This window comes from Micromonospora sp. R311 (assembly GCF_056780015.1).
The window spans coordinates 68,754-94,920 of the sequence record NZ_JBSWCE010000032.1 but is presented as its reverse complement, the minus strand read 5'-3'; the positions used below and the strand labels follow the sequence as shown (position 1 = coordinate 94,920).

The following is a 26,167-nucleotide window of genomic DNA, read 5'->3' as shown; positions in this document are numbered from 1 at the left end:
CTCCGTCGCCGGCTGCGGCACGGCGGGCGGGGCTCCGACGGGTGCGTCCGCCGGGGCCTCGGCCGGTGCCCGGCCGGGCACCGGGGGGGCCGGGGGGGCGGGGGGGGCCGGGTGGGCCGGGTGGGGGGGGGGGGGTGGGTGGGTGGGTCAGAGTTCGGGTTGGGGGGCGGGGCGGGTCTCGGGGGTGGTGCCGCGGAGGTGGGCCACCAGGCGCATGCCGTGGTAGATGACCAGGGCGGCGGCGGTGCCGAGGGCGATGCCGTTGAACGACAGGTCGCCGGCGGTCAGCGTGTAGTTCGCCGCGCCGACGATCACCGCGACCGCGGCGGTCAGCAGGTTCACCGGGTCGTGGAAGTCCACCCGGTTCTCGATCCAGATCCGCGCGCCGAGGATCGCGATCAGGCCGTACAGCGCGGTGGTGGCGCCGCCGAGCACGCCGGCCGGCACGGTGAGGATCAGCGCGCCGAACTTCGGGCTCAGCCCGAGCAGCACCGCCGCCAGCCCGGCCACCCAGTACGCGGCGGTCGAGTAGACCCGGGTCGCCGCCATCACGCCGATGTTCTCCGCGTACGTGGTGGTGCCGGAGCCGCCGCCGGAGCCGGCCAGCACGGTGGCCAGCCCGTCGCCCAGGAACGCCCGGCCCATGTCCCGGTCCAGGTTGCGGCCGGTCATCGCCGCGACCGCCTTGACGTGGCCGGCGTTCTCCGCGATCAGCACCAGGATCACCGGGATCACCAGCACGACCGCGCGCAGGCTGAAGCTCGGCGCGTGGAACTCGGGCAGGCCGACCCAGGCGGCCTCGCGCAGCCCGTCGACCGCCTTCGGGTCGAGGTCACCGAGCACGGCCGCGAGCAGCCAGCCGACCACCACACCGAGCAGGATGGACAGTCGGGCCAGGAAGCCCCGGAAGGCCACCGTGGCGAGCAGGATCGCGGCCAGGGTGACCACCGCGATCAGCGGCTGCGCCTTCACCCCGGTGCCGCTGCCCCCGCCGTCCCAGGCCACCGGGGCGAGGTTCAGGCCGATCAGCGCGACGATCGCGCCGGTGACCACGGGCGGCATCAGCGCGTCGATCCAGCGCGAGCCGGCCAGTTGCACGACCAGCCCCACCGCGGCCAGCGCGGCGCCGGCCACCACGATGCCGCCGAGCGCCGGCCCGATGTCCCCGCCGGCCTTGGCCGCGAGCACCGGCGCGATGAAGGCGAACGACGAGCCGAGGTACGAGGGCAGCCGGTTGCCGGTGATCAGCAGGAACAACAGCGTGCCGAGGCCGGAGAAGAAGAGCGTGGTGGCCGGCGGGAAGCCGGTGATCAGCGGCACGGTGAAGGTGGCGCCGAACATCGCCACCACGTGCTGCACGCCGACCCCGAGGGTGCGCGGCCAGGAGAGGCGTTCGGCGGGGTGCACCACGTCGCCGGGACGGATGGACCGGCCGTCGCCGTGCAGGGACCACGGGGACCAGCGGGAGCGCGGCTCGGTGGGGGACTGGGTCATAAAGCGCCCTTCGCGTCGAGGTGGAGGCGGGGGCGTGAGGGACCCTGAACGTTGATTCTGGCACGGCCGCCGATGACGCCAACCCAGGGTGGGTGACGTGCCGCGGCCGCGATCGGCGGCGCGAGCGGGCCGCCGGCACCGCCGCCCGCGCGGTGGCGCGGATCCGGCGGCGGTGCCACGGCAGGGCGGGACCGTCTACAATCGGGCGGCCTGTCACCGTCGATGGCCCGTGTGCGCCGCGAAGCACGCCTCTCGATGCCCGATCTGCACCACGGCGGAGTCGCCGCGGCGGCGTGAGCGCCGCCATCCGGGTCCGGCCGCGTCGCGAGCTGCGTGCCGCCCGCCGTACCCGTCCGCACCGGTGCTGGGGTCACCTGGTCGCCGCCCCGCTCTGGCCGATGCACGGCGCCAATCTCGGCACGCTGCTGCGCACCTGCGACGCCGTCGGCGCCTGCCTCGCCGTGCCGCCGTTCCGCTGGGTCGACGAGGCGGTCGCCCGGGGCAACACGCTGCGCCGGCCGGGCTGCGTGCACCGGGTCGGCAGCCCGTTGCGCTGGCTGGCCGCCGAACGGGCCGCCGGCAGCCGGATCCTCGGGGTGGAGCTGGCCGACGAGGCGATCCGCCTCGCCGACCTGCCCGCCGCGCGGGGCCGTACCGTCGTGGTGCTCGGGCACGAGGCCACCGGCATCCCACCGGAGGCGTTGGACGCCCTGGACGCGGCGGTGGAGATCCCGATGGTCGGCGGCGGGCTCAGCCTGAACGTCGCGGTCGCCGGCTCCCTCGTGCTCTACAAGCTGGCCGGCCTGCTCTGAGGGCGCGGCCGGTCAGGCGACGCCGGCGGGGCGGAACTGGACGCTGACCCGGGGGCCGACCGGCCGGGCGGTCTTCGGGACGGCGTGCTCCCAGGTGCGCTGGCAGGAGCCGCCCATCACGATCAGGTCGCCGTGCCCGAGTGGGAAGCGCAGGCTGGCCCCGCCCTCGCGCGGGCGCAGCAGCAGCGGCCGGGGCGCGCCGAACGAGACGATGGCGACCATGGTGTCGCTGTGCGCGGACCGGCCCAGGGTGTCGCCGTGCCAGGCCACGCTGTCGCGCCCGGTGCGGTAGAGGCACATGCCGGCGGTGACGAACGGCTCGCCCAGCTCGGCGGCGTAGTGCCGGGTCAGCGTCTCGCGCGCCCCGGTCAGCACCGGGTGGGGCAGCTCCCGGCCGCCCGCGTACCAGCAGAGCAGGCGGGGCACGTCCACCTCGGCGTCGTACATGGTGCGGCGCTCGGCCCGCCAGGGCACCTCCCGCAGCAGCGTGTCGAGCACCTGGTCGGAGCCGCGCACCCAGCCGGGCAGGTGGTCGACCCAGGCGCCCCGGCTGAGCAGGTGCCGGCGCACCTCGCCGGCGAGCGGCCCGAGCGCCGGCCCGGCGTCGGTGAGGTCGAGCATCGACGGCTGGTAGGCGGCCTGCGACATGCGACCCACCCTAACAGGGCCTTCGTACAGGCGTACGACCCTCAGGGTGCGACGGTGGCGGCGCGGACCGCGGCCAGCACCGCGTCGGCGACCCGGGCCCGGCCGCGCCCGTCCACGGCCGCCCACGCCCGGGCGGAGAGCGCCGCGCGGTGCGCCGGCGAGGTGAGCAGTCCGCGCAGGATCCGCGCCGCCGCGGCCCGGGCCGCCCGGCCGGCCACCCCGGGGCCGGTCAGCGCCGGCAGCTCGCCGAGGCCGGCGGCGAGCCGGTGCGCCACCACCCGGCGGTACGACTCGCGCTGGTTGTCCACCACGCAGACCAGCGCGGCCGGCGCGCCGAGGCAGCACAGTTCCCAGGTGGAGGTGCCGGCGGCGCTGACCACCAGGTCTGCCGCGCCGATCAGGGCGGGCAGCTGGTCGGTCGGGGGCACCGGGTGCAGCGCCTGCCCCCGCCCGGGCGGCACCGCCGCCAGGTCCGCCTCCACCTCGGGGCGGCCGACCACGACGGTGAGGTCCATCGGGTGCCCGGTGGCGAAGAGCACCCTCGCCAGCACCGGCGCGGCGCCGACCGCGTCGGTGCCACCGAAGAAGGCCAGCACCCGGGGGCGGCCCACCGCCGTCGCGGCCCGGGGCGCCGCCGGCCGCGCGGCCACCACCGAGTCCCGCAACAGGGCGTACGCGCTGCCGGCGAGCAGCCGACCGGCCGGCGCGACGGTCCGCGTGCCGAAGTTCTGGTCCAGGTAGAGATCGGCGTCCTGCCCCCGGGTGTCGCCGTCGACGACGGCGACGGTCAGCACACCCGCCGCGCGCAGCGCGCCCGCCCCGGCCGGATCCAGCTCGTAGGAGTCGAGCACCATGGCGTCCAGCCGGTGCCGGCGCGCGGCGGCGACCAGCTCGGCGGGCGTCTCCGGGCCGGGGCGCAGCGGGATGCCCCGCGCCGCGAGCTGCGCGGCCGCCCAGCCGAGCCGCTCGACCGACCCGAACAGCTCCACCGCGACGCCCCGGGCCAGGAACTCCTCGCCGAGCGCGAGACAGCGGACCAGGTGGCCGACGCCGCGGTCCGGCCCGGCGTCGCAGCGCAGCCCCACACGTAGCGTGCTCAGGACTCCTCCAGCCGCTTCTGCCGGACCCCGGCGTTGAGGGCGCGCAGCGCCGGCTGACCGTCGAGCCAGTCGGCGAGCTTGGCCAGCGGCACGCTGACGTCACCGAAATGGTCGGTCACCGCCCGCACCAGCTGCCAGTCCTGCTCGGTGTCGAGGGTGAGCCGCAGCCCCGAGCGGTCCGGGGTGAGGGTCACCCCGAGCACCCGGAACAGTTCCGGGTGGGTGTACGCGTACGAGGTGACGTGCACCCGGTGGTGGCCGGTGGCGAGCCGGTCCAGGGCGTGCAGCGCCCCGGCCCGGATGATCTCGACGTCCAGCCCGCGGGGCAGGGTACGGGCGATCGAGGTGCTGGCGTAGTCGAGCCCGGGCACCGCCCGGTAGACCGACGCCACCAGCGTGACGATCTCCGGGTCCAGCAGCGGGCAGTCGGCGGTGAACCGCATGATCGCGTCCCCGGGGTGCGCGTCGAGCGCGCCGACGAACCGGGTCAGCACGTCGTCGACCGGCCCGCGGTGGCAGGCCACGCCGAGCCGGGCGCATTCGGCGACCACCGGGTCGTCGGCCGGGTCGGTGCTGGTGGCCACCACCAGGTCGGCGAGGACGCCGCTGTCCGTGGCGGCCCGGACCACCCGGCCGAGCACGCTGCGCCCGGCGAGCCGCCGCAGCACCTTGCCGGGCAGCCGGGACGAACCCATCCGGGCCTGCACGACACCGACGACCCGCGGCCCCGCACCGGCCGCCGGCCCCGCACCGGCCGCCGGCCCCGCACCGACCTGCGCCGCCGTGCCGGCCCGCGGGGTCGCTCGCTCCGGCCCGGTCACTGCTGTTCCTCCTGCCGGGTGCCCAGCGCCGCGCGGGCCCGGCGCTTCGCGGCCCGGGCGCCCCGCTTCGCCAGCCGGGCCGGGGTGATGGCCAGCCGGCCGACCCGGTAGCTGAGCGAACCGCTGAGCAGGTTGATCGTCGCGTCGGCCCGGCGCAGCGCCCGTTCCCGCGAGGTGAGCAGCTCCTCGGTCCACTTCAGCAGCGCGCCGAGGCGGGTCAGCTCCTCGCGCTGGCGCAGCCACGCCTCGCGCAGCTGCTGGTAGCTGCGCGGGCCCGGGGGCGGGTCGGTGGGGTCGACGGCGCGCAGCTCGCTGGCGAGGGCGACCCGCCCGTCGGCGTCCAGCCCGCGCAGCGCGGCGGTGATCGCCGCCTCGGTCTCCACCGCCGCGTCGACGGTCACCCGGGCCAGGTCGTGCCCGGCGAGGCCGCCGAGCACGACGGTCAGGCCCGCCACGTCCAGCGTGGACGTCCACGGGTGGGCGTACCCGCCGGTGAGCAGGTCGGCGGCGAACCGCCACAGCCCCCGGGCCAGCACCACGTCGCCGGGCAACGGCTCGGCGGCCCGCCAGCTCGGGTCGAGCACGGCGTGGTGGTCGCCGGCGACCACGACGTTGTCCACTCCGGCCAGCGCCACCGCGCCGGCGAGCCGGCCGCCGGCGTCGGCCTGGCCGGCGAGCCACGCCGCGTACCCGCGCAGCAGCCGGCGCAGCTCGTCCAGGTCCCGCCGCAGGCAGCCGTCGAGCAGCAGGGTGCGCAGCAGCCGGCCGTCGGGGACCGGCCCGGCCAGCGCCGCCGGGTCCCGGTACGCGGCCTCCCGGGTGGCGTACGGCGCCGCCGGCCCGCTCCGGTCGGCCGGCCGGTCGACCCGCCACCGCCAACCCGCGGGCGTGTCCACCACCTCGACCACGCCGAGCCCGGGCGGGCCGGTCTGCACCAGCGCCACGGGCAGCTCGGGGCGGTCGCCGGCGGCCGGCTGGTCGGCGCCGCCGGTCTTGCGGGCGAGCACCAGCCAGCCCGGAGCGAGGTCGGCGGCCCGCCCGGCGTACAGCGCGTCGACCGCCAGCCGGGCCGGGTCGCGCAGCACGTCGCGGTCGGCGAAGCCGCCCGCGCAGGCGCCGTGCAGCACCGCGTCGAACAGGCCCGAGTCGGTACGCCGGGCCAGCGCGCCGGTGTCCAGCAGCGCGGTGGCCGCCTCCGGTCGCGGGTACCCGGCGAAGCAGGCGTCGGTGCGCAGCCCGGCCCCGGCCAGCCGGTCGCGGAGCCGGTCGAGGTTGGCCGGGTGGGCGGCGTCGAGCACCCCGCCGACGGTCCAGGCGGCGTCCTCGCGGGCGGCGTACCAGGGGGAGAGGGCGACCAGCCGGTGCAGGCCGATCGGGTTGTCCAGCCGCAGCAGTAGGTCGCCGCCGGGGCGCAGCGCCGCCACCAGCCGGTTCAGCACGCCATCCCAGCCGAGCCGCGGCCCCTCGACCGACTCCACCGCGTCCAGCCCGGCCGGCGCGACGACCACGTCGTACGGCCCGTCGTCGGGCAGCCCGGCCGGTCCGCCCACCACGACCCGGGCCGCCCGGTCGGCCAGCGCCACCCCGTCCGGATGGCTGCGCAGCAGGCAGGTCACCTCGGCGTGCGCCAGCCGGTCGAGCAGCGCCGGGTCGTGCGGGCCGGCGAGCAGCACCCGGGCCCCGGCGGGCACCACCCGGGCGAGCAGCGCGGCCAGCGGTCCGCCCTCGGCGAGGCGCACCGCCGGCAGGTCGGACCAGGCCAGCATCTCCCCGCCGGGCAGCGCGATCCGGGGCGCCGTCTCGATGGTCAACTCGTCTCCTCCTGCGGGTGCGCCCAGCCGAGCAGTTCGCGCAGCGCGGCCGGCGGCAAGCGGTGGTCGGTGCCCAGTTCGGCCCGGGCGATCTCCACGGCGGTCGGCAGGTGCACCGACTCGCCGTGCAGCTGCGGCCACTGGCGGCGGATCCGGGCGGTTCCGCCGAAGGTGGGGTCCTCGTCGGCGAGCACCATCGGGTCGCCGTAGACCGCCGGTTCGCAGCCGGCGGCGATGCCGTAGAAGATGGCGCTGGTCAGCCGGTTGGACGCCACCCGGCGGTGCCGGCGCAGCTCGGTGAGCTGCTTGTCCAGGAAGAGCGGGTCGGTGTCCCGCCACCAGTGGCCGCGGTAGCCGTGGCAGATGACCCGGAACCCGGCGTTCTCGTAGAGCCGGCGTACCCGGCGCATCCGGTGTTCGTGCCAGTAGAGGCAGACGGTGACCGGCCCGGGCTCGGTGGCCCGGATCAGCGCGATCAGCTTCCGGTGGTCGCCCTTGACGTGCTGGCCCTCCCAGCCGTGGAACGGGTACCAGATGGTCCCCTCCCGCTCCCGCTCCGGCGGGTCCGCGGGGCGCAGCGCCAGCAGGTACGCGAACGGCGCCCCGATCACGGTGACGTTGCGCCGCCCCACCGACCAGGCCCGGCGCCGGGTCTGCTCGGACCAGAGCAGGCTGGGGGTGCGCTCGGCGTACGGGTGGCCGGGGGCGAGGCCGTCGCCGATGTTCCAGCCGTGCTGGACGTACCCGTTGATCCGGGGTGGGTGCCCGTCGCCCAGCCCGGCGTAGCGGGCCAGCACGTGGGCGTGGCCGTAGAAGTGGTTGGCGTGGTGCATCGGCGTCCCTCAGGCGGCGGTCCGCGCCGGGACGCCCCGCAGCGCCGCGTCCAGCGCGTCGACGACCCGGTCCTGGTCGCTGTCGCTGAGGTCCGGGAAGAGCGGCAGGGACAGCTGCTCGGCGTAGAACGACTCGGCCACCGGGCAGGAACCGCGCCGGTAACCGAGGTCGGCGAAGGCGGGATGCCAGTGCACCGGGATGTAGTTCACCTGCACGCCGATGCCGGCGGCGCGCATCCGCTCGTACACCTCGCGGCGGCGGCCGTCGAGCACCCGGATCGGGTAGAGGTGCCAGGCGGGCCCGGCCCACGGGCGCCGGCCCGGGATCCGCACGCCGGGCAGGTCGGCCAGCGCCGCGTCGTAGCGGGCGACCAGCCGGGCCCGGCGGGCGAGGAAGTCGTCGAGCCGGCGCAGCTGGCTGCGGCCGAGCGCGCAGAGCACGTCCGGCAGGCGGTAGTTCAGCCCGAACTCGTGCACCTCCTGGTGCCAGCCGCCCTCGTCCGGCCAGCGCTGCTCGGTGCGCTCGCGGACCAGCCCGATGTTGCGGAACCGGCGGGCCCGCTTCACCAGCTCGGGGTCGGTGCTGGCGACCGCGCCTCCCTCGGCGGTGGTCAGGTTCTTGGTGGGGAAGAACGAGAAGGTGGTCAGGTCGGCCAGCGACCCGACCGGCCGGCCCCGGTAGCGGGCCCCGATCGAGTGCGCCGCGTCGGCCAGCAGCAGCGCGTCCGAGCCGGCCAGCGCGGCGCGCAGCGCGTCGTAGTCGGCCGGGTGGCCGGCGTAGTCGACCGCGGCGACGACCCGGGTGCGCGCGGTCGTCGCCGCGGCGACCGCCGCCGGGTCGAGGGTGAGGGTCTCCTCCTCCACATCGGCGAAAACGATCCGCGCGCCCAGCGCGACCGCGCTGCTGGCGGTCGCCACGAACGTCATCGGCGGCACGACCACCTCGTCGCCGGGGCGGACGCCGGCCGCGGCGTACGCCACGTGCAGCGCCGCGGTGCCGTTGGAGACGGCGGCGCAGCCGGCCCCGCCGGTCCACCGCGCCAGGTCGGCCTCGAACGCGTCGACCTGCGGGCCGGTGGTGAGCCAGTCGCTGCGCAGGGCGGCGACCACGGCGGCCACGTCGTCGTCGGTGACCGACTGCCGGCCGTACGGGAGCATCGCCGTCACGCCGCGCTGCCGAGCATGACGCGCAGCTGCTGCACGCTGAGCCACTCGTCGTTGCCGTCCGACTGGTACGCGAACCCGTCCGGCACCGGCTCGCAGTCGACCGGCGGCTGGTAGCCCCAGCCGGCGATGGTCGGCTGCACGATGTACCGGTCCTTGGCGCGCAGCGTCCGCCGGCTGTCGTCCGGCGCGATCATCTCCTCGTGCAGCTTCTCGCCCGGCCGGATGCCGATCTCGTGCGTGGTCGCCTCCGGCGCGACCGCCTCGACCAGGTCGAGGATGCGCATGCTGGGGATCCGCGGCACGAACAGCTCGCCGCCCTGCATCTGGTCGAACGAGTCCATGACGAACCGGACCGCCTGGTCGAGGGTGATCCAGAAGCGGGTCATCCGCTTGTCGGTGATCGGCAGGCTCCTGCCCTCGGCGGCCAGCCGGCGGAACAGCGGCACCACCGAGCCGCGGCTGCCCACCACGTTGCCGTAGCGCACCACGGCGAACCGGGTCGGGTGGTGCGCGGCGTAGTGGTTGGCGGAGACGAAGAGCTTGTCGCCGACCAGCTTGGTGGCGCCGTAGAGGTTGATCGGGCTGGACGCCTTGTCGGTGGAGAGCGCGATTACCTTCCGCACGCCGGCCTCGATCGCGGCGTCGACCACGTGCTGCGAGCCGGTGATGTTGGTGGCGATGAACTCCGACGGGTTGTACTCGGCGGTGTCCACCTGCTTGAGCGCCGCGGCGTGCACCACGTGGTCCACCCCGTGCATCGCCCGGGTCAGCCGGTGCCGGTCCCGGATGTCGCCGATGAACCACCGCAGCCGCGGGTCGTCGCCGAGCTGCTGGCGCAGTTCGTACTGCTTGAGCTCGTCGCGGGAGAACACCACCACGCGGGCCGGGTCGGCCTCGGCGAGGACGTGCCGGAGGAAGGTCCTGCCGAAGGAACCCGTTCCCCCGGTGACCAGAATGGACGAACCATTCAACTCACTCAATTTGGTGCTCCCGTGTCCGTGGATGATCCGGCGGCCCTCGGCCGGCCGACCGGATCGGAACGCTAGACGCGGCGGGTTAACGGGCCGACGCCCACGGGTGAACCGCTCGGGCTGGCGCCGTTAATGCCGAGCACCGGGCAGGCGAACACTTCCGCCCAGCTCAGCGGCGGGGTGACCGGGCCGGGTGGGGCCGTTACAGTGTCGGCGCGCGAGGTGACGCGACGACCGTCCGGGCCGTGTCGCCCGCGCTTCCCCCTGCCGCCGCGCCGGTCGCCCGGTGCTCGCGGCCCACCCACACGCCGTCCGGCCGGGTCGCCGCAGCACGCGTGCGGCCGGCGCCGGCGACGAGAGCAGGAGACGGTGATGGCTACCGGCAGCGACGTGACCCGGCGGCCGGCGTCCCCGGCGGATCCGCCCGACGCCACCGCCGGCGGTACGGCTCCGGCGGACCCGATCCCGGCCCACGAGGGCCCCGGCGGCGCGGCTGCGGCCGGTGCGGCCGCGGGCGGCCGGCGCTGGGTGGTGCCCGTGCTGCTGGTCGTCGGGTGGCTGCTCGGCGTCGGCTGGCGGATGTGGCTCGCCCGGCACATCCACCTGCCGATCGCGCACACCGACGAGGACAGCTACCTCAACACCGCCCGCGCGCTGGCCGGCGGACCCGGGGGCTTCAGCAGCGAGAACGGTCCGCTGCGCCGGGTCGGCTATCCGATGCTGATCAGCCCGGCGCTCCTCGGCGACCGGGACTTCACCGACAGCTACCGGCTGGTGCAACTGATCAACGCGCTGGTCAACGCCACCCTCTTTCCGCTGTCCTACCTGCTGGGCCGGCGGCTGCTCGGGCTGCGCCGGTCGGCCGCCCTGGCCGCCGCCGCGGCCGCGGCCACCCTGCCGGCGGCGGCCTTCTACGCCAACGTGGCGATGATCGACGCGGTGCTGGCGCCGCTGCTGGTCGGCTGGCTGTTCGCCGTGCACCGGTGGGTACGGCGGCCTGGGCCGCTCGCCGCGGCCACCGTCGGGGTGCTGGTCGGCGCCTTCCACCTGCTGCACTCGCGCGGGCTGGTCATCGTGGCCGTGCACGCGGGGCTGGTCCTGCTGCTGCTGGCCCGCGGCCGGATCCGGCCCGGCGGGCTGCTGGCCGCGCTGCTGCCGGTGCTCGCCCTGGCGCTGGTCAACGAGGCCGGCATCCGGCTGCTCGGGGACCGGGTGTACCTGCTCGGCGACAACCCGGGCGGCGGCACGCTGCGGGCGATCGCCTCCGGCCAGGGGGTGCTGCGGCTCGGCGCCGCGGTCGGCACCCAGCTCTGGTACCTGGTGGTGATCACGTTCGGGCTGGCCGGGGTGGCCTGGGCCGCCACCGTACGGGAACTGCGCCGGCCGGACCGCGGCGACGCGGTCCGCTGGACCCTCGGCGTCGCCCTGGTCGCCACCGTCGGGGTCGCCGGCGGCGCGTCGGTGATCCTCGCCGGCATCACCAGCAAGCCCCTCGACGCGATCTACGGCCGGTACGTGCAGATGCTCGCCCCGTTCTGGCTGCTGGTCGGGGTGGGGGTGCTGCTCGACGCCGGGCGCCGGGCGGCGCTGCGCCGCGCGGCCGTCGCGGTGGCGCTGCTGGTGGTGGGCGCCGCGCTGATCGCCGCCCGGCTGGCGTACGTGCGCAGCCGGGGCCACGAACTGCGCTACGGCGGCTTCAGCGCGCCGGACCTGATGGCGCTGACCGGCGGCTGGCGGGAGCTGCGCCCGGTCACCGGGGCGCTGGTGGGAGTGGCCGGCTGCCTGCTGCTCGTCGCGGCGCTGCGGGTCCCCCGGCTGCGGGTGCCGGTGCTGGTCGCCCTCGTCGTGGTCAACCTCGGCACCATGCAGGTGATCTCGCAGCGGATGGTCCGGCCGCTGGTGACGGCGACCGAACCGACCCCCCGGGTGGCCGACCTGGGCGTCCGGCCGGGGGAGCGGGTCTACGCCTCGGTCGGGGTGCACTACATCCTGCGGTTCAACCTCAGTCACCAGGTCACCTGGACCGATGTGCGGTGGTTCGGCGATCAGCCGCCCGCCGCCGCGGACGTGGTCCTCGTCCGCTGGGCCCCGGGCGAGCCCGACGACTGGGACGGCGCCCGGTACGGGTTCGTCCGGCTGGGCGGCAACCCCGCGCAGCACTGGGCCGCCTGGCGGCGCGGCTGAACCGGCCGCGCCGCCGTCTCCCGGTGCCGAATTCCGCCCCATTCCCGGCGGCCGGTCCCGCTGTTTTCCGGGTGCCGGGTTAACGGCGGATGGCGGGCCGGACGACGCCCGGTTAATGCGCGTAGCACAATTGTCGTGCGGTGCGCCGGAGGTCAGCGGCGGCGGCGATCCACCCGAGCCAGGGAAATCGGGATGACGCTGATTTCCCGGCCGTCGGAAACCTCCTGCCAGGGCGTGCCCTCGACGAACCGGAACCGGCGGTTCATCTGCCGCACCACCGTGTTGTGGGCGAGTACCTCGCCGTCGAGCCGGTCGAGCCCGAGATCGTCGAAGGCGTGGTCGACCGCCTCCCGCATGATCCCCAACCAGGCCGGCAGCGTCTCGCCGCGCTCCGCCAGCCCCTCCGCGTCCAGATAGAAGCCCCAGGAGGCGGTCCGGAGGTCGGTCAGGCGCAGGTCGAAGAAGGTCACCACGCCGCACGGCCGGCCGTCGTGGAGATACATCAGCACCCGCCTGCCCGGGTCGGTGCGCACCCCCGACCACCACCGGGCGTGCTCGGCCGGGGTGATCTCGTGGCTGTTCCTGCTGACCTGCCGGTTGATTTCCTGATTACGCCAGGACAACATCAGGTTAACGTCGTCCCCGGTCGCTTCGCGCAGCACGGGCCTCTCGCTTTCCGCACCTTTCAATGGTGTCGTTCGGCACCCTACCGGCAACCCCCGGGAAATCAGCTATCCATTCTTCGGGCGGTACACTCCGGCGCATGAACGAATTGAGTCGCGCGCAGATTCGCGACCTCATGGCGCAGGTCCTGCGGAACCAGGGCAAGGCGCTCCCCGACGACGACGCCGCGCAGCTGCGGGAGATCGGCTTCCGGTCGCTGGACTTCTCCGAACTGGCCCTGCGGGTCGAGGACGAGACCGGCGAGGAGCTCAACTTCGACGCCCCCGGCCTGCGCCGCATCGCCACCGTCGGCGACGTGCTCGACTTCCTCGCCGAGCTGCGGCGGCAGTGACCGTCTCCGCCGCCCGCCCGCCCGCGACCCCGCGCCCCGAGCCGACGGGCGTCGACAACCGGCTGGTCGTCGCCGGCGCCGCGGTCAGCTGGCGGGAACTGCCCGAGCTGACCCTGCCCGCCCCGGCGGCGGTGCTCGCCCAGTCCGCCCGGTACGCGCTCGCCGCGGCCCGGCACCACGCGGTGCACGGCACCGAGCTGCTGATCGGCACGCCCGGGCGGGTCGACGACGCGATGCGGGCCGAGCTGCGCGCCGCCGGGTTCACCGTCACCGCCCTCGGCGACGACGCCGCCCCGGCGGCCGGCCCGTCGCGCCCGGCCGAGCCCGGCCGGCTGTGGCTGCTCACCTCCGGCTCCACCGGTCGTCCCAAGCGGGTCGGGCACACCCTCGGCTCGCTGACCACCGTTCGCGGCGCCCAGCCCGAGCGCACCTGGCTCTGCCCGTACGCGCCGGGCAGCTACGCCTGGTGGCAGGTGGTGACGCTCTCCCTGACCCAGCCCGGGCAGCACCTGGTGGTGGTGGAGCCGGACGAGCTGGACGACTGGCCGGCGCTCGCCGCCGCGCACGGCGTGGACGCAGTCTCCGGCACGCCGACGTTCTGGCGACGCACCCTCTACCGGGACGCCGCCGCGCTGGCCCGGGTGCCGCTGCGCCAGCTCACCCTCGGTGGGGAGCCCGTGGACCAGGCGATCCTGGACCAGCTGCGGCAGCTGTTCCCGGCCGCCCGGATCTCCTGGATCTACGCCTCGTCCGAGGTCGGCGCGTCGATCGTGGTGCACGACGGCCGGGCCGGCTTTCCGGTCGAGTGGCTGGACCGGGCAGTCCCCGGCCGGCCCACCCTCTCCGTCCGGGGCGACGAGCTGGTGATCACCTCGCCGTACCACGGTGCGGGGCTGGACGGTCCGGTCCGCACCGGCGACCGGGTGCGGGTGGTGGACGGCCGGGTGCTGATCACCGGCCGGCTCGACGCCGACGAGATCAACGTCGGGGGCAGCAAGGTCTCCGCCGGTCTGGTCCGCGACGTGCTCACCGCCCATCCGGCGCTGGCGTGGGCCCGGGTCACCGGCCGCCGGGCCCCGCTGCTCGGCCGGATGGTCGTCGCCGAGGTGGTCCCGGCGCCGCACGCCGCCGAGCCGCCCGACGAGGCGGCCCTGGTCCGCTGGTGCGCCGACCGGCTGCCCGACCACGCGGTGCCCCGCCGGATCCGCGTGCTGACCGAGATTCCCGTCAAGGAGACCCTGAAGAGCGATGTCTGAGCTCCCCGACCCCCAGCCCGTCCCGCCCGCCTCGGTGGTGCTCGTCTCCGGCGGCTCCCGCGGACTGGGCCTGGCCATCGTCACCGACCTGGTCGACCGGGGGGTACGGGTGGCCGCGTTCGCCCGCACCGTCACCCCGGACCTGGCCAAGCTCGCCGCCGAGCACCCCGACCGGATACACGTCGACGCCGTCGACGTCACCGACCTCGCCGCCACCGGCTCGTTCCTCCGCGCGGCGGAGCAGCGGCTCGGTCCGGTCGACGGCCTGGTGAACAACGCGGCGGTCGGGCAGGATTCGCTGCACGTGCACACCGCCACCGACGACATCGCCCGGATCGTCGAGACCAACCTGACCGCACCGTTGCGGCTCACCCGCCTGGTGGTCCGCCGGATGCTCGCCCAGGGGCGGCGCGGCCGGATCGTCAACGTCACCTCGATCTGCGCGCAGCGCGGCTTCCCCGGGCTGGTCGCGTACTCCGCCACCAAGGGCGGGATGGACGCGGCCACCCGGTCGCTGGCCCGGGAGCTGGGCGGCCGGATGCTGGTGAACGCGGTGGCGCCGGGCTTCTTCGCCTCCGAGATGTCCGCCGTGCTCGGCCGCACCCAGCTCGACCAGATCGTGCGCCGCACCCCGACCGGCCACCTGACCGAGCCGGACGAGGTCGTCCCGGTGGTGCGGATGCTGCTGCGCGAGCAGACCAACATCAACGGCCAGGTGATCGTGGTCGACGGTGCCGCGTCCGTCTGAACCGGCCGGGCCGCGCCCGGTGCCGGCGCTGCTCGGCGCCGCCGACCGGCACCTGCGGGTCGGCACCCCCGCCGAGCTGGCCGCGGCGGTCACCCGCAGCCACCTCGACGACGGCCGCTGCGTCGGCTGGTACGGCCCGAGCGCCGGCTGGCGGGTGGCAGTGGACGCGGAGCGGGTCGACGCCGCGGTCCCGCCGGCGCTGGCCCAGCGCTTCGGCCGGGCCGACTTCTGGGCCCGGTGGACCCGGGCGGAGTGCCTCTGCAAGCTCGCCGACGTGCCGATGGCCGCCTGGTGGCGCCGGCACGGTCTGGTCGTCCCGCCGGGCACCGGCGCGCTCTGGCGCACCCTGCGCCTGGGCGACCTGGTGGTCACCGTCGCCTTCGCCCCGCCGCCGCCCGCCAGCTGAACCAGAGCTCACTCGGTGAGCTGCGCCGGGGCCGGGCCCGGTGCCGGTGCCGGCGCGGGGACTGTCGAGCTGCCCCGTCCATGCGACCGCCCAGCGGCGACGCATGCGGAGATGCTGCGCGGAGGCTCGGCCGCGCTCGTCCGCAACCCGAAGCCCTGCCCCGGCGGGGGTCGCCCACGGCAGGGCGCCGCGTGGAGCATGTCGTCGGGTGCCGGGCGTGGCGGCCGGCGCGTGCCCCGTGCGGCGGGGCCGGCTCGGCAGGGCGCGCGTGGAGTCTGTCGGCGGGCACCGGTGTGCCGGCCGGCGTGTGCCCCGTGCGGCGGGGCAGCTCGACAGGGCGCGCACCGATCACGTCACCGGCCGCCGACCGGCCGCGGGTGGCGCCTGCCGGGGCAGCCGAACCACGTCGCCGGGTAGGTCAGATCAGGTCCCAGCTCAGGGGAGTGCCGTGCGGGACGTCGACGGTGAAGGTCCGGCCGAGCACCCGGTCGATCTCCACCGGCGGCAGGCCGCCCGCGGGCCGGATGGACCGGACGTTGGCCGCGGTCACCGGGTCGCCGGCGCGGACGTCCTCGACCACGAAGAGCGACCGCCGGAAGCGCAACCCCTCCCGCTCGGCCGGGGTCGGACCGATCGCGGTGCCGCCGAGGGCGGCGTACGCCCGCTCCGACTCGGCGACCAGGGCCGCCAGCTCGGTCGGGTCGAGCGAGAAGTCGGCGTCGACGCCGCCGTCCGCCCGGTCGAGGGTGACGTGCTTCTCGATGAAGCAGGCGCCGAGGGCCACGGAGGCCACCGCCACGCCGATCCCCGGGGTGTGGTCGGAGAGGCCGACCGGCACGTCGAACGCTCCCGCCAGCACCGGCAGCCGGCGCAGGTTGCTGTCGGCGGGCGGCGCCGGGTACGACGCGGTGCAGGCCAACAGCACGATGCCGCCGGCGCCGCCGTCCCGGGCGGTGCGCACGGCGGCGTCGATCTCCGCGACCGTGGCCATCCCGGTGGAGATGACCAGGGGCTTGCCGGTGCTGGCGACCAGCCGGATCAGCGGCAGGTCCACCAGCTCCGACGACGCGATCTTGTACGCCGGGGCGTCCAGCTCCTCCAGCAGCCGCACGGCGGAGGCGTCGAACGGCGAGGAGAAGACGGTCAGCCGGTGCCGCCGGGCCCGCGCGAAGATCGGCTCGTGCCACTCGTACGGGGTGTGCGCCCGCTCGTAGAGCCGGTAGAGGTTCTCCCCGCCCCACAGCTCGTGCTCGCCGGAGATGCGGAAGTCGGGCGTGTCGACGTCGATGGTGATGGTGTCCGGCCGGTACGTCTGGAGCTTGAGCGCGTGCGCCCCGCTGGCCGCGACCGCGTCCACGATGGCCAGCGCCCGGTCCAGGTCGCCGTTGTGGTTCCCGGACATCTCGGCGACCACGAAGGGCCGCTCCCCGGCCCCGACCGCGTGCGGTCCGATCTTCACTGTCGCCGTCATGCCGACCTCTGCTCGCCGTACGACCACACCGGGGTGCGGTCCTGTCGTCGCCGGCCGCCGCTGCGGCGGCCGACCTGGAAACCCGGACGCCGGGTGCTGTCCCGCCCCCGACGTGCCACCCGTCGCGGCACCCTCACGGCTGCCCGCGCCCGATCAGCGCCTCGGTCCGCGCCGTCTCCGCCTGCGCCGTCTCCGGCGTCGCGGGCCCGGTGCCCGGGTCGGGCCGCGGCGGCTCGGGAGCGCGGCGCAGCCGGCCGGCCAGCCGGTGCGCGCGGCGCAGCGCCGCGTACGCGAGGTAGCTGTTCCGGCCCACCAGCCGGTGCTTGAGCCCGGCCACCCCGCCCGGTCGGGGATAGCCGTCGGCGGGCAGGTAGCGGCGGTAGTGCTCGGCGACCCGGCGGAAGAAGGCGCGCCGCAGGTGCGGGTGCAGCCGGTCGTCGTTGCCGGCCACCACCAGGTAGTGGTTGACCATCAGCTGGAACAGCTCCGCGTGCAGCCGCTCGTCCGGGTGGCGCCGGCGTACCCAGTCGAGCAGCCGCTCGTACTGGTCGAACGCGTCGAAGTGCCGGCCGCTGCGGGTGGAGGTGATCGCGCCGAGCCGACCCTGCCGGTACAGGTAGCAGACCCGGTCCAGCACCGATATCTTCTCCGCGCCGATCAGCAGCGGGTGGCTGAACGGGATGTCCTCGTACCAGCCGGGGTGGAAGCGCAGCTCCAGCTCGGTCAGGAAGTCCCGGCGGACCACCTTGTTCCAGGCGGTGTGCTGCACCCGCAGCAGCTGGGGCCGGTCGGCCAGCCGGACCACGCCCGGTATGCCGCGCAGCAGGTGGCTGCTCGCGTCGACCTCCCGCCGGCCGTTCTCGTGCACCCGCAGGTGGTCCAGCATCAGCACGTCGGGCTGGTGCGCGCGCAGCCGGTCCAGCACCGCCGGGATCGTCCCCGGCGGCAGCCAGTCGTCGCTGTCGACGAACCAGACGTACCGGCCGGTGGCGACGTCGAGCCCGGCGTTGCGGGCGAGCCCCAGGCCGACGTTGCGGGTCAGGTGCACGGTACGCACGCCGGCGCGGCCGGCGGCGTACGAGCGCAGCATCTCCCCGCAGCGGTCCGGTGAGGCGTCGTCCACGGCGATCAGCTCCACCGCGCCCGCGTCACCGGCCGGGACGTCGGCGCGGACCGACTCGAGGCACTGGTAGAGGTACGCCTCGACGCCGTACACCGGAACGACGATGCTCAGCAGCGGTTGCGTCGGCTCAATGACCACGCCGCCACCCTCGACCCCGAGGGTGGCCGGTCCCGGAACCTCACGTGGCCGGCGGAGGTGGAGTCCTTGAACGTCCGCCGAGCGGTGGGTTAACGGTTCAGCATGCGCCGCACCGGGCCACCGACCGCTCGCCGCACCCGGGCCCGCAGCCGCTGCTCCTGGAGGGTCTCCACGTCCTGCTGCAGTCCGGCGTTACGGTCGCGCAGCCACTGCACCCGGGCCAGCAGGGTGTCCCGGTCGGTGGCGCCGGCCGGCCGGACGGCGGGCGGGAAGGTGGTCGCGCGCACCTCGGCGTCGAAACGGGCGGCGCTGTCGCCGTCGGCGAACGAGTTGCCCAGGTCGTGCTTGGCGAGGAAGGACAGCATGGTCTCGAACCGCGCCTTGTGCCCCTCGTTGAGCGCCGTGTAGTCGGCCTCGTCGAAGAGTTGCGCGGCGTCGACGTCGGCCGGCACGTCCTTCATCACCCGGTGCGGGATGTCGAAGTAGCGGGCCAGTTCCAGGGTGCGCGAGTCGTGCGCGAAGAGGTATCCGGGCGTGCCGGAGACCAGCGCCGTGATGGTGCCGTGGATCCGGGTGCCGAACGCGAACTCGAAGCCGGAGAGGTAGTCCATCCACGTCCACGGGTCGAGGAACATCCGCACCTTGTCCTCGACGAAGAGCGGGTGCGAGCTGTGGATCGGGATCGGGCTGGACTTGCCGCGGTCCTCCGGGGCGTCGCCGTAGAGCAGGGTGCCCAGGGTCTTCAGGTCCTGCGGCAGGTAGCGCAGGTTGGGGTAGCGCTCCTGGTGCGCGGCGATGATCTTCGCCATCGACTTGACGTACGGGGAGATGGTCAGCGCCAGCCGGTCGGTCGGCTCCAGGGCGGCCTTCTTCTTCTCCACCCGCAGGCTGTCGCCGTGCAGGAACATCGACGGGCAGCCGATCACGTCGACCGCGGAGAAGCCCAGGGCGCGCAGGTAGCTCTCGGTGATCTCCCCGCGTACGCCGATGCTGTGCGATCGGTCGAGCACCGCCCGGACGAACCGGGTCACCACCTCGTCGATCGGGCGCAGGTACTCGCGGTCACCCTTGACGTCGGTCTGCACGCCGACACCGAGCACCACCACCGGGATCTTGAGTCGCTCGATGAACTTGGTCATGGTGACGAGCCGGTGCGCGTAGCTGCGCCGGAAGGCGTTCGCGAGCGGAATGACGAACACGTCGTACCGCTCGTTGAGCGTGTCGGCCTCGCGGAGATCGATCTTGAACCCGTTCGAGGTGATCTCGGTGCCCCGGGTCTTGAGCAGCTTGTGCGCGGCGTGGCTGAAGACGAGGTTGCCGTTGTTCTCGCCGATCCAGTTGCCCTCGAACGCCTCCTCCGGGGAGTAGACGTCGAACGGTCCCTTCTTGGCCCGCATGAGGATCCGCTGGTGCATCTCGCCGCTCCGCCTCTCGTCCGCCCCCGTGTGCGTTCCGGGCGGACACACCGTCACCGCTCGACTCCGACCGGCCACCGGGGCCGGGCGGCTCGCACCTGAGGGTTCGGGGAATATTAGGCCACCGGACGTCCCGTGCACAGACGCCCGTCGCCGTCGTGCCCCGGCCGCCCCGCCCGGTAGGGTGCCCGGGCGGGGCGGTCCGGCTCGGCGAGGTCTCGTTCGCCTGCGACCTCGTGCACGTCTTCGTGATGATCACCGTGCTCCGCACCGGTGACCGGGGGACCGGCTTCACCGGGCTGGTGTGCACCGGCGGTGCTCGGCTTCCTGCCCACCGCGCCGGGCGCTGGCCGCGCTGCCGCACCGGCACGTGCCGACGCCGACGATGCGCCGGTTCGCCCCGCGCCGTCCGAACCGGACGGTGCCGGGCGGCGCCGCGGTGCCGGCCACGGAGCGAGGCTTGGTGTCCCGGCGGGCGCCGTGCCGGGCGCAGGCACGCCGGACCAGCGATCGGCGTACGTCGACTCCCGCTGGGGCGTCCACCCTGGTCGGTGCCGTCGGCGCGGCGTCCGGACGACACGCCCGGTGGCGATGCGGGGGACCGGCCCGGACGGTAGCGTGGTCGCCGTGCTTCCCGTCGCGCTCACCTGTCCCCTGTGGTGGGTGGCGCGCTGGGCCGCGCGGCTGACGGCCGGCCTCGCCGTCGCCGTCGCGCTCGCCCTCGGTGCCGGCGCCCCCGGCGCCGTGGCCGCACCGGCCGGTCCGGAGCCGGCGCTGTGCACCGCGGGGGCGGCCGGTCCGGGCGTCCCGGCCCCGCCCGCCGCGGCCCTCGCCGGCGCGTTCGCCGACGCCGGCCCGGCCGGGCACCCGGTCCGGGGCACCGCACCTGCCGGCCCGACCGCGACCGCCGGTCCGGCCCTCGTGCTCGTCGGTTCCGCCGCGCTCGCCGCCGCCGACGAGCAGCCTGCCGCGCTCGCCGGTCCGGCCGCCGGGCCGGAGCCGGCCGCAGCCCCGCCGGCGGTCGTCGCCGGGCCGGCCCCGGCGCCGGCCGGGTCGCTCCCGGCCGCCCGGGCCCCGCGCGCCCCGCCGCACTCCTGATCCGTCCGCGGGGTCGACGCCCCGCCCACGATCCCTGCCCCCGCACCCGTCCGGCCCCGCCACAGCGCCCGGACGCGGCTTCCCGCTTCCGCATCCGCTTTCCCCCGTGAGGTGCCGACCTTGGAGACCGTCCTCTACTACCAGTTCCTGATCGGGGTGCCGCGGGCCGCCGCCATCTGGTCCGGCCTGCTGGTGCTGGCGCTGACCGTGCTCACCGTGCTGGTCGCCCGCCCCGAGCGCCCCACCGACGAGGAGTCCGCCCCGGTCGGGCCGGCCGAGCCCGACCTCGCCGACCTGCGCCGCTACGCCGAGGAGGTGGCTGTCGCGGCGACCCGGGCGGCGCAGACCGCGCGCCGCCGGCGGGCCGACTGGCTCGCCGCGCAGGCGGAGGTCGAGCGCACCTGGCAGGCGTACGACGAGGCGGAGACGGCCGCCCGCCGGTTCCTCGGGGCCGCCGCCCTGCCCGCCCCGCGCACCCCGCGCACGCCGGCCGAGTACGCCGCCCGCGAGCGCTGGCTGCACCACGCGGCGATGGCCGCCCACTGGCGGGGAGAGCTGTCCGCCCGGCAGTTGTCCGACGTGTTCGGCCACCGGGCCGGTTGGGACTCCCGGCGGCACCCGGTCGAGCAGGAGATCGTGCTCGCCCGGGCGGTGCGCGAGCAGCGCCGGGCCGGCTACCGGACGGCCGCCGAGCGGGAGCGGTCGGCGTGGCGGGACGCCGAGTCGGCCGCCGAGGCGGCCCGTGCCCTCGCCGCCGAGGCGTACGCCGCCGCGGCCCGGCTCCGGCCGGGTCGGCTGCCCGCACCGCGTGCCGAGGCGGTGCCGGCGCGTGCCGTCGCCGCGGCCCGCTGGCGGCCGGCGCGGGTGGGCTGATCCGCCGAACTATTCCGGTGACGCCGGTCACAGTGGCCGCGGAATCGGTCATCGGGCTCGTCCCGGTCGATGCCTGTCGACAATTCCGGGTCGACGGCGGTGGCTTGTCCGGTTGTCGACCCGAGATGTCGTCGGAGAGGTCCGTCCCATTGAGTCACGTCAGTGCGCAACTGCCCGCAAAATTGTCGTGCCGGATCAGGTTTACGCAGGTGAACTGGGGTTGGCAGGCTACGGACTGACCAGTAATGTCGGCCCGTCTGGTGCGGTTACCGATCGCAAGAGGCGACGCCGCGCCGACCCGCTCAATCGTGATCACACGAACCGGGGAACCAGTGCACCTTTGGGGTGAATCCGCGGGCCACGGCCCGTGGTAGGGCGTTCTTCCCGCCCGAATCCGTCAGCTAACCCGGTCGGCGGTGTCGGAAGGAGTTCCATCCTCGTGCAGCACGATCCCACCCCTCGCTTGTTCCCCCACCTCCACGGCCCCGCGGTGCCCGCGCCGCTCGCCCCGATCGCGAGCTGACCCGCCGGAAACCGCCCCCGCCCGACAGTCGGGCGCTCCCCTGAGTGGTCACCAACCCGCGGACGAGACGTCCGCGCGGTGGCGCCGGCCTGCCCCCCGGACCTGGCGCCGGTGTGCCGCTCACCCCCCGAGTCCCGTGGAGGAATCCGTGAAGCACCACCTGAAGCGCCAGTTGCGCCGCATCACCACCGACCGCCCCTACCAGGTCGCCGCCGCCTCGGCCGCGGCCCTCGTGCTCGCCACCGGCGCCGGTGCGCTGGCCGCCGGAGCCGACGAGGCCCCGGCCTCGGCGCCGGCCGCGGCCACCGTGGCCGAACTGCGGAACGCGCCCGCCGCCGCCTCGCGGGGCGAGGCCCGGATCGGTGCGGTCCCGTCGAGCGCCGCCCCGTCCAGCGCCGCCGCGTCGGCCGCCGCCTCGTCGGCCGCGCCGAACCCGGACCTGACCCGCAAGCAGAGCACGCCGAAGCCGCCGTCGCGCAAGGTCCTCGACTACGACTACCAGGCGCAGACGACGTACTACAACTGCGGCCCGGCGGCCGTGCGGAACGCGCTCAGCGCCACCGGCATCGAGCGCACCCAGGACGCCCTCGGTGCCCAGCTGGGCACCACCGAGATGGGCACCAACTCCGCCGAGGACACCACCCGGGTGCTCAACGCGGTGGTGAAGGGCAACCCCTACCGGACCCGGATGATCTCCGGCCGCGCCGCCACCCCGGCCCAGATGGACCAGCTCCAGGCCGACGTGGTCCGGGCCATCACCGCCGAGCGCGGCGTCGTGGTGAACATCGCCGGCAGCGCCACCGACACCGCCGGTGGCTGGCACTCCTTCCCGGGCGGGCACTACATCGCGGTGGTGGGCTACGACGACGACGGCCGGCTGGTGAAGATCGCCGACTCGGCGAACCCGGCGACGGCGTCGTACTGGATGACCACCATCGACCTGGCGAACTGGGCCGCGACCCGCGGCTACTCCGCCTGACCGCCACCGTCCCGTCGCACCGTCCGGGCGCCGGTTCCCCACCGGGGGAGCCGGCGCCCGGCGCGTCCCGGCCCGCGGCCCTCGCCCCGGCCGTCCGACCGGTGGCACACTGCGCCCTATGGACTCCGAATCGGATACCCGGGACGGCCGGCGGCCGGTCCTGCTGCTGCTGCACGGCATGGGCGCGACCGGCGAGGTGTGGCTGCCCTGGGCGCCGTTGCTGGAGCGCCGGTGGACCGGCCGGTGGCTGGCGCCGGACCTCGCCGGGCACGGCTGGTCCCCGCCGCTGCCCCGGTACTCCTTCGCCGGGCTGGCCGGGCAGGTCGCCGGCGGCCTCAAGCCGGGTGACCGGCTCGTCGTCCTGGGCCACTCCCTCGGCGGGGTGGTGGGGCTGGCGCTGGCCGCGCGTACCGCCGGGCTGGACGTGGACGCGGTGGTCGGGCTCGGCATCAAGGCGGTCTGGTCGCGGGACGAGCTGGCCCGCGCCGCCGAGCTGGCCGCCCGCCCGGTCACCTGGTTCGCCACCCGGGACGAGGCGGCCCGGCGCTACCTGCGGGTGAGCGGGCTGGCCGGACTGTTCGCCCCGGACCATCCGGTGGTCGAGGCGGGGCTGCGGCAGGTCGACGGCCGCTGGCGGCTGGCGATGGACCCGGCCGCGTTCGCGGTGGGGGAGCCGGACCTGCCCACCCTGCTGGCGGCGGCCGACGTGCCGGTGGTGCTGGCCCGGGGCGAGCGCGACCCGATGGTCTCCGACGCCCAGCTCAAGGAGTTCGGGGTGCCGGTGGTGACCCTGCCCGGCCTCGGGCACAACGCCCACGTCGAGGACCCGGAGGCGGTGCTCGCCCTGGTCGACCCGTACCGCTGAGCCGCGGTTCGCGGCGGAGATCAGGGTGTTGTGCCGCCACGCCCGGCGTCTCCGGGATAACATGCCCGTACGTCCCGGAGTGCGCCGGGAGTCCTGTTTGTCCGGGTGATCCTTTCGCGCCGACCCCGTCGGATCACCCGTAACCACCACCCCTCCTGTCCACATCCGAACGAGGTAGCGCCGCGCCCGGTCCGGGCGCGGCCGCTGTTCGACAGGAGGAAGCCCATGTCCGGGCTGACCACAGAGATGATTCCACCGGCCAGGCCGGTCATCGGCGAGGCCGAGATCGAGGCGGCCGTGCGGGTGCTGCGCAGTGGCCGTGTCGTCCAGGGGCCGGAAGTCGCCGCCTTCGAGGCGGAGTTCGGCGAGCTGGTCGGGGGCCGGCACTGCGTCGCGGTGAACTCCGGCACCTCCGCCCTCCAGCTGACCCTGATGGCCCTCGGGTTCGGCCCGGGCGACGAGGTCATCGTCCCGTCGTTCTCCTTCGCCGCCACCGCCAACGCGGTCCGGCTGGTGGGCGCCCGGCCGGTCTTCGTCGACATCGAACCGGCCAGCTTCTGCCTGGACCCGGCGGCGACCGCCGCGGCGGTCACCCACCGCACCGTCGCGATCATGCCGGTGCACCTGTACGGGCACCCCGCCGCCATGGACCAGATCATGGCGGTCGCCGAACGCCACGGGCTGGCCGTGGTCGAGGACGCCGCCCAGGCCCACGGGGCCACCCTGTCCGGACGGCCGGTCGGCGCGTTCGGCACGGCGGGCTGCTTCAGCTTCTACCCCACCAAGAACATGCACTCCCTGGAGGGCGGCATGGTCAGCACCTCCGACGGCAAGCTGGCCCGTACCCTGCGGCTGCTGCGCAACCAGGGCATGGAGCAGCGGTACGCGAACGAGATCGTGGGCGCCAACATGCGGATGACCGACGTGGCCGCGGCGATCGGCCGGGTGCAGCTGCGCCAGCTGCCGGAGTGGACGGAGCAGCGGCGGGCCAACGCCAAGCTGCTCGACTCCCGGATCACCGGCCTGATCACCCCGCCGGTCGCCGACGCCGCCCGGCACGTCTACCACCAGTACACGGTGCGGGTACCGGGCGGTCGCCGCGACGCGGCCGGGCGGCGCCTCACCGAGCTGGGCGTCGGCAACACCGTCTACTACCCCACGCCGATCCACCGCCTCCGGCCTTACCTGGGCGAGGACGGCAGGCCAGGCCCGTGGGAGCTGCCCGAGACGGACCGGGCCGCCGCCGAGGTGCTCTCGCTGCCGGTGCACCCGTCCCTGTCCCAGCAGGACCTGGAGCGGATCGCCGAGGGCGCCAACCTGGCCGGTGGTGCCCGGTGACGCGGGCCAGGCTGCGCGCGGGCCTGATCGGCCTCGGCGCGATGGGACGCAACCACGCCCGGGTCCTCGCCGGGCTGGACGGCGTGGACCTGGTCGGGATCGTCGACCCGGCGGGCGATCCGACCGGCGCGCTCCCGGTGCCGGTGGTGCCCGATCTGGACAGTCTGCTGAGGCTCGGCGTCGACTACGCCGTGGTCGCCTGCCCGACCGCGCTGCACGAGCAGGTCGGTCTGGCGCTGGCGCACAGCGGGGTGCCCGCGCTCATCGAGAAGCCGCTCGCCCAGTCCGTGGCCGCCGCGGTTCGGCTCGCCGAGGCGTTCGAGGCCGCCGGCCTGGTGGCCGGCGTGGGGCACATCGAGCGGTACAACCCGGCCCTGCAGAGCCTGCGCCTCCGGTTGGAGGCCGGCGAGCTGGGCGAGGTGTTCCAGGTGGTCACCCGGCGGCAGGGGCCGTTCCCGCACCGGATCGCCGACGTCGGGGTGGTGATGGACCTGGCGACCCACGACATCGACCTGACCAGCTGGGTCGTCGGCCGGGAGTACCGCACGGTGTCGGCCCGTACCGTCTCGCGCAGCGGCCGGCTGCACGAGGACATGGTCGCCGCGGTCGGCCAGCTCGCCGGCGGTGCGATGGTCAACCACCTGGTCAACTGGCTGAGCCCGTTGAAGGAGCGGTCCACGGTGATCACGGGGGAGCGGGGCTGCTTCGTCGCCGACACCCTCACCGCCGACCTGACCTTCTACGCCAACGGGGCGATCGACACCGAGTGGGAGGCGCTGCGCGCGTTCCGCGGGGTCGCCGAGGGCGACATGGTGCGCTACGCGATTCCGAAGCGGGAACCGCTGCTGGTGGAGCACGAGCGGTTCCGCGACGCGGTCGACGGCAAGGAGAGCGACATCGTCACGCTGCGGCAGGGGCTGCGTACCGTGCGGGTCGCCGCCGCCCTGCTCCGCTCGGCCGCCGAGGGCGGCACGGTGGATGTCGACAGCGACACCGCGCTCGACCGGGCGGCGAGCGGCGCGCTGTCCTGACGGCACGGAGCCGTCCTGTGGTCCTGACCGGGCCGCAGGACGGTCTT

Annotated in this window: 24 protein-coding genes and 1 riboswitch; of the genes, 12 read left to right on the top strand and 12 right to left on the bottom strand. The window is 75.5% G+C overall.

What is annotated here, in order from left to right; translation table 11 throughout:
- Nucleotides 1-147: 147 nt before the first annotated feature.
- Nucleotides 148-1,494 (bottom strand): uracil-xanthine permease family protein, encoded by a 1,347-nt coding sequence (locus AC1WTP_RS25415; RefSeq protein WP_481651781.1) that lies wholly within the window; start codon nt 1,492-1,494, stop codon nt 148-150.
- Nucleotides 1,495-1,787: 293 nt separating this feature from the next.
- Between AC1WTP_RS25415 and AC1WTP_RS25410 the strand changes: the two genes are divergently transcribed.
- Complete coding sequence (locus AC1WTP_RS25410; protein ID WP_481651780.1) at nt 1,788-2,306, top strand: TrmH family RNA methyltransferase; 519 nt, start codon at nt 1,788-1,790, stop codon at nt 2,304-2,306.
- A 12-nt stretch (nt 2,307-2,318) separates the two neighbouring features.
- Here AC1WTP_RS25410 and AC1WTP_RS25405 read toward each other — a convergent pair whose 3' ends face one another.
- The 7 genes from AC1WTP_RS25405 to pseB form a co-directional block, all read right to left on the bottom strand.
- On the bottom strand, nt 2,319-2,954 hold the full coding sequence (locus AC1WTP_RS25405) for an alpha-ketoglutarate-dependent dioxygenase AlkB (protein ID WP_481651779.1): 636 nt from the start codon (nt 2,952-2,954) through the stop codon (nt 2,319-2,321).
- Between the two features lie 41 nt (nt 2,955-2,995).
- Nucleotides 2,996-4,054, bottom strand: coding sequence for a PseG/SpsG family protein (locus tag AC1WTP_RS25400; RefSeq protein ID WP_481651787.1), 1,059 nt, complete (start codon nt 4,052-4,054; stop codon nt 2,996-2,998).
- Nucleotides 4,051-4,761, bottom strand: a complete 711-nt coding sequence (locus tag AC1WTP_RS25395; protein WP_481651786.1) for a cytidylyltransferase domain-containing protein — start codon at nt 4,759-4,761, stop codon at nt 4,051-4,053. Before AC1WTP_RS25395 ends, AC1WTP_RS25400 begins: the two co-directional genes overlap by 4 nt.
- A 110-nt stretch (nt 4,762-4,871) precedes the next feature.
- Nucleotides 4,872-6,641: a class I SAM-dependent methyltransferase gene (locus AC1WTP_RS25390; protein WP_481651785.1), complete on the bottom strand. Its 1,770-nt coding sequence runs from the start codon at nt 6,639-6,641 to the stop codon at nt 4,872-4,874.
- 41 nt (nt 6,642-6,682) lie between these two features.
- Complete coding sequence (locus tag AC1WTP_RS25385) at nt 6,683-7,519, bottom strand: hypothetical protein (RefSeq protein WP_481651778.1); 837 nt, start codon at nt 7,517-7,519, stop codon at nt 6,683-6,685.
- Nucleotides 7,520-7,528: 9 nt separating this feature from the next.
- Nucleotides 7,529-8,677, bottom strand: a complete 1,149-nt coding sequence (locus AC1WTP_RS25380; protein WP_481651784.1) for a DegT/DnrJ/EryC1/StrS family aminotransferase — start codon at nt 8,675-8,677, stop codon at nt 7,529-7,531.
- 5 nt (nt 8,678-8,682) lie between these two features.
- The gene (pseB, locus tag AC1WTP_RS25375) at nt 8,683-9,666 is read right to left on the bottom strand and encodes a UDP-N-acetylglucosamine 4,6-dehydratase (inverting) (RefSeq protein WP_481651777.1); all 984 of its coding nucleotides are present in this window, start codon (nt 9,664-9,666) and stop codon (nt 8,683-8,685) included.
- A 363-nt stretch (nt 9,667-10,029) separates the two neighbouring features.
- On the opposite strand from pseB, the gene AC1WTP_RS25370 reads away from it, so the two are divergent.
- Complete coding sequence (locus AC1WTP_RS25370; protein ID WP_481651776.1) at nt 10,030-11,841, top strand: hypothetical protein; 1,812 nt, start codon at nt 10,030-10,032, stop codon at nt 11,839-11,841.
- Between the two features lie 152 nt (nt 11,842-11,993).
- Here AC1WTP_RS25370 and AC1WTP_RS25365 read toward each other — a convergent pair whose 3' ends face one another.
- The gene (locus AC1WTP_RS25365) at nt 11,994-12,503 is read right to left on the bottom strand and encodes a GNAT family N-acetyltransferase (protein WP_481651775.1); all 510 of its coding nucleotides are present in this window, start codon (nt 12,501-12,503) and stop codon (nt 11,994-11,996) included.
- Nucleotides 12,504-12,604: 101 nt separating this feature from the next.
- Here AC1WTP_RS25365 and AC1WTP_RS25360 point away from each other — a divergent pair, with 101 nt between their 5' ends.
- The 4 genes from AC1WTP_RS25360 to AC1WTP_RS25345 are packed head-to-tail and all read left to right on the top strand — an operon-like array spanning nt 12,605 to nt 15,266.
- Nucleotides 12,605-12,856, top strand: a complete 252-nt coding sequence (locus tag AC1WTP_RS25360) for a phosphopantetheine-binding protein (protein ID WP_481651774.1) — start codon at nt 12,605-12,607, stop codon at nt 12,854-12,856.
- Nucleotides 12,853-14,112, top strand: coding sequence for an AMP-binding protein (locus AC1WTP_RS25355; protein WP_481651773.1), 1,260 nt, complete (start codon nt 12,853-12,855; stop codon nt 14,110-14,112). The genes AC1WTP_RS25360 and AC1WTP_RS25355 overlap by 4 nt, the downstream gene beginning before the upstream one ends.
- A complete protein-coding gene (locus tag AC1WTP_RS25350; protein ID WP_481651772.1) occupies nt 14,105-14,860 on the top strand; it encodes an SDR family NAD(P)-dependent oxidoreductase in 756 nt (251 codons plus the stop codon). The genes AC1WTP_RS25355 and AC1WTP_RS25350 overlap by 8 nt, the downstream gene beginning before the upstream one ends.
- The gene (locus AC1WTP_RS25345) at nt 14,844-15,266 is read left to right on the top strand and encodes a hypothetical protein (RefSeq protein ID WP_481651771.1); all 423 of its coding nucleotides are present in this window, start codon (nt 14,844-14,846) and stop codon (nt 15,264-15,266) included. Before AC1WTP_RS25350 ends, AC1WTP_RS25345 begins: the two co-directional genes overlap by 17 nt.
- 418 nt (nt 15,267-15,684) lie before the next feature.
- Here the strand turns inward: AC1WTP_RS25345 and pseI are convergent, their stop codons facing one another.
- The 3 genes from pseI to AC1WTP_RS25330 all read right to left on the bottom strand — a co-directional run bounded on the left by pseI (nt 15,685) and on the right by AC1WTP_RS25330 (nt 19,413).
- Nucleotides 15,685-16,737, bottom strand: a complete 1,053-nt coding sequence (gene pseI, locus AC1WTP_RS25340; protein WP_481651770.1) for a pseudaminic acid synthase — start codon at nt 16,735-16,737, stop codon at nt 15,685-15,687.
- 133 nt (nt 16,738-16,870) lie between these two features.
- Nucleotides 16,871-17,998, bottom strand: a complete 1,128-nt coding sequence (locus tag AC1WTP_RS25335; RefSeq protein WP_481651769.1) for a glycosyltransferase family 2 protein — start codon at nt 17,996-17,998, stop codon at nt 16,871-16,873.
- Nucleotides 17,999-18,087: 89 nt separating this feature from the next.
- A complete protein-coding gene (locus tag AC1WTP_RS25330; RefSeq protein ID WP_481651768.1) occupies nt 18,088-19,413 on the bottom strand; it encodes a polysaccharide pyruvyl transferase family protein in 1,326 nt (441 codons plus the stop codon).
- Between the two features lie 627 nt (nt 19,414-20,040).
- Here AC1WTP_RS25330 and AC1WTP_RS25325 point away from each other — a divergent pair.
- The 6 genes from AC1WTP_RS25325 (at nt 20,041) to AC1WTP_RS25300 (ending at nt 26,120) form a co-directional block, all read left to right on the top strand.
- Nucleotides 20,041-20,511 carry a hypothetical protein gene (locus AC1WTP_RS25325; RefSeq protein ID WP_481651767.1) on the top strand — a complete coding sequence of 157 codons (471 nt, stop codon included), beginning with the start codon at nt 20,041-20,043 and terminating at the stop codon, nt 20,509-20,511.
- 111 nt (nt 20,512-20,622) lie between these two features.
- A complete protein-coding gene (locus tag AC1WTP_RS25320) occupies nt 20,623-21,384 on the top strand; it encodes a hypothetical protein (protein ID WP_481651766.1) in 762 nt (253 codons plus the stop codon).
- A 289-nt stretch (nt 21,385-21,673) separates the two neighbouring features.
- A riboswitch (cyclic di-AMP (ydaO/yuaA leader) is annotated at nt 21,674-21,815 on the top strand.
- A gap of 228 nt (nt 21,816-22,043) precedes the next feature.
- The gene (locus tag AC1WTP_RS25315) at nt 22,044-22,886 is read left to right on the top strand and encodes a C39 family peptidase (RefSeq protein ID WP_481651765.1); all 843 of its coding nucleotides are present in this window, start codon (nt 22,044-22,046) and stop codon (nt 22,884-22,886) included.
- 118 nt (nt 22,887-23,004) lie between these two features.
- Entirely contained in the window at nt 23,005-23,751 is a 747-nt protein-coding gene (locus AC1WTP_RS25310) for an alpha/beta fold hydrolase (RefSeq protein WP_481651764.1), read from the top strand.
- A gap of 225 nt (nt 23,752-23,976) precedes the next feature.
- The gene (locus AC1WTP_RS25305) at nt 23,977-25,089 is read left to right on the top strand and encodes a DegT/DnrJ/EryC1/StrS family aminotransferase (RefSeq protein ID WP_481651763.1); all 1,113 of its coding nucleotides are present in this window, start codon (nt 23,977-23,979) and stop codon (nt 25,087-25,089) included.
- Complete coding sequence (locus AC1WTP_RS25300; RefSeq protein WP_481651762.1) at nt 25,086-26,120, top strand: Gfo/Idh/MocA family protein; 1,035 nt, start codon at nt 25,086-25,088, stop codon at nt 26,118-26,120. Before AC1WTP_RS25305 ends, AC1WTP_RS25300 begins: the two co-directional genes overlap by 4 nt.
- The last annotated feature ends 47 nt before the right edge of the window (nt 26,121-26,167 follow it).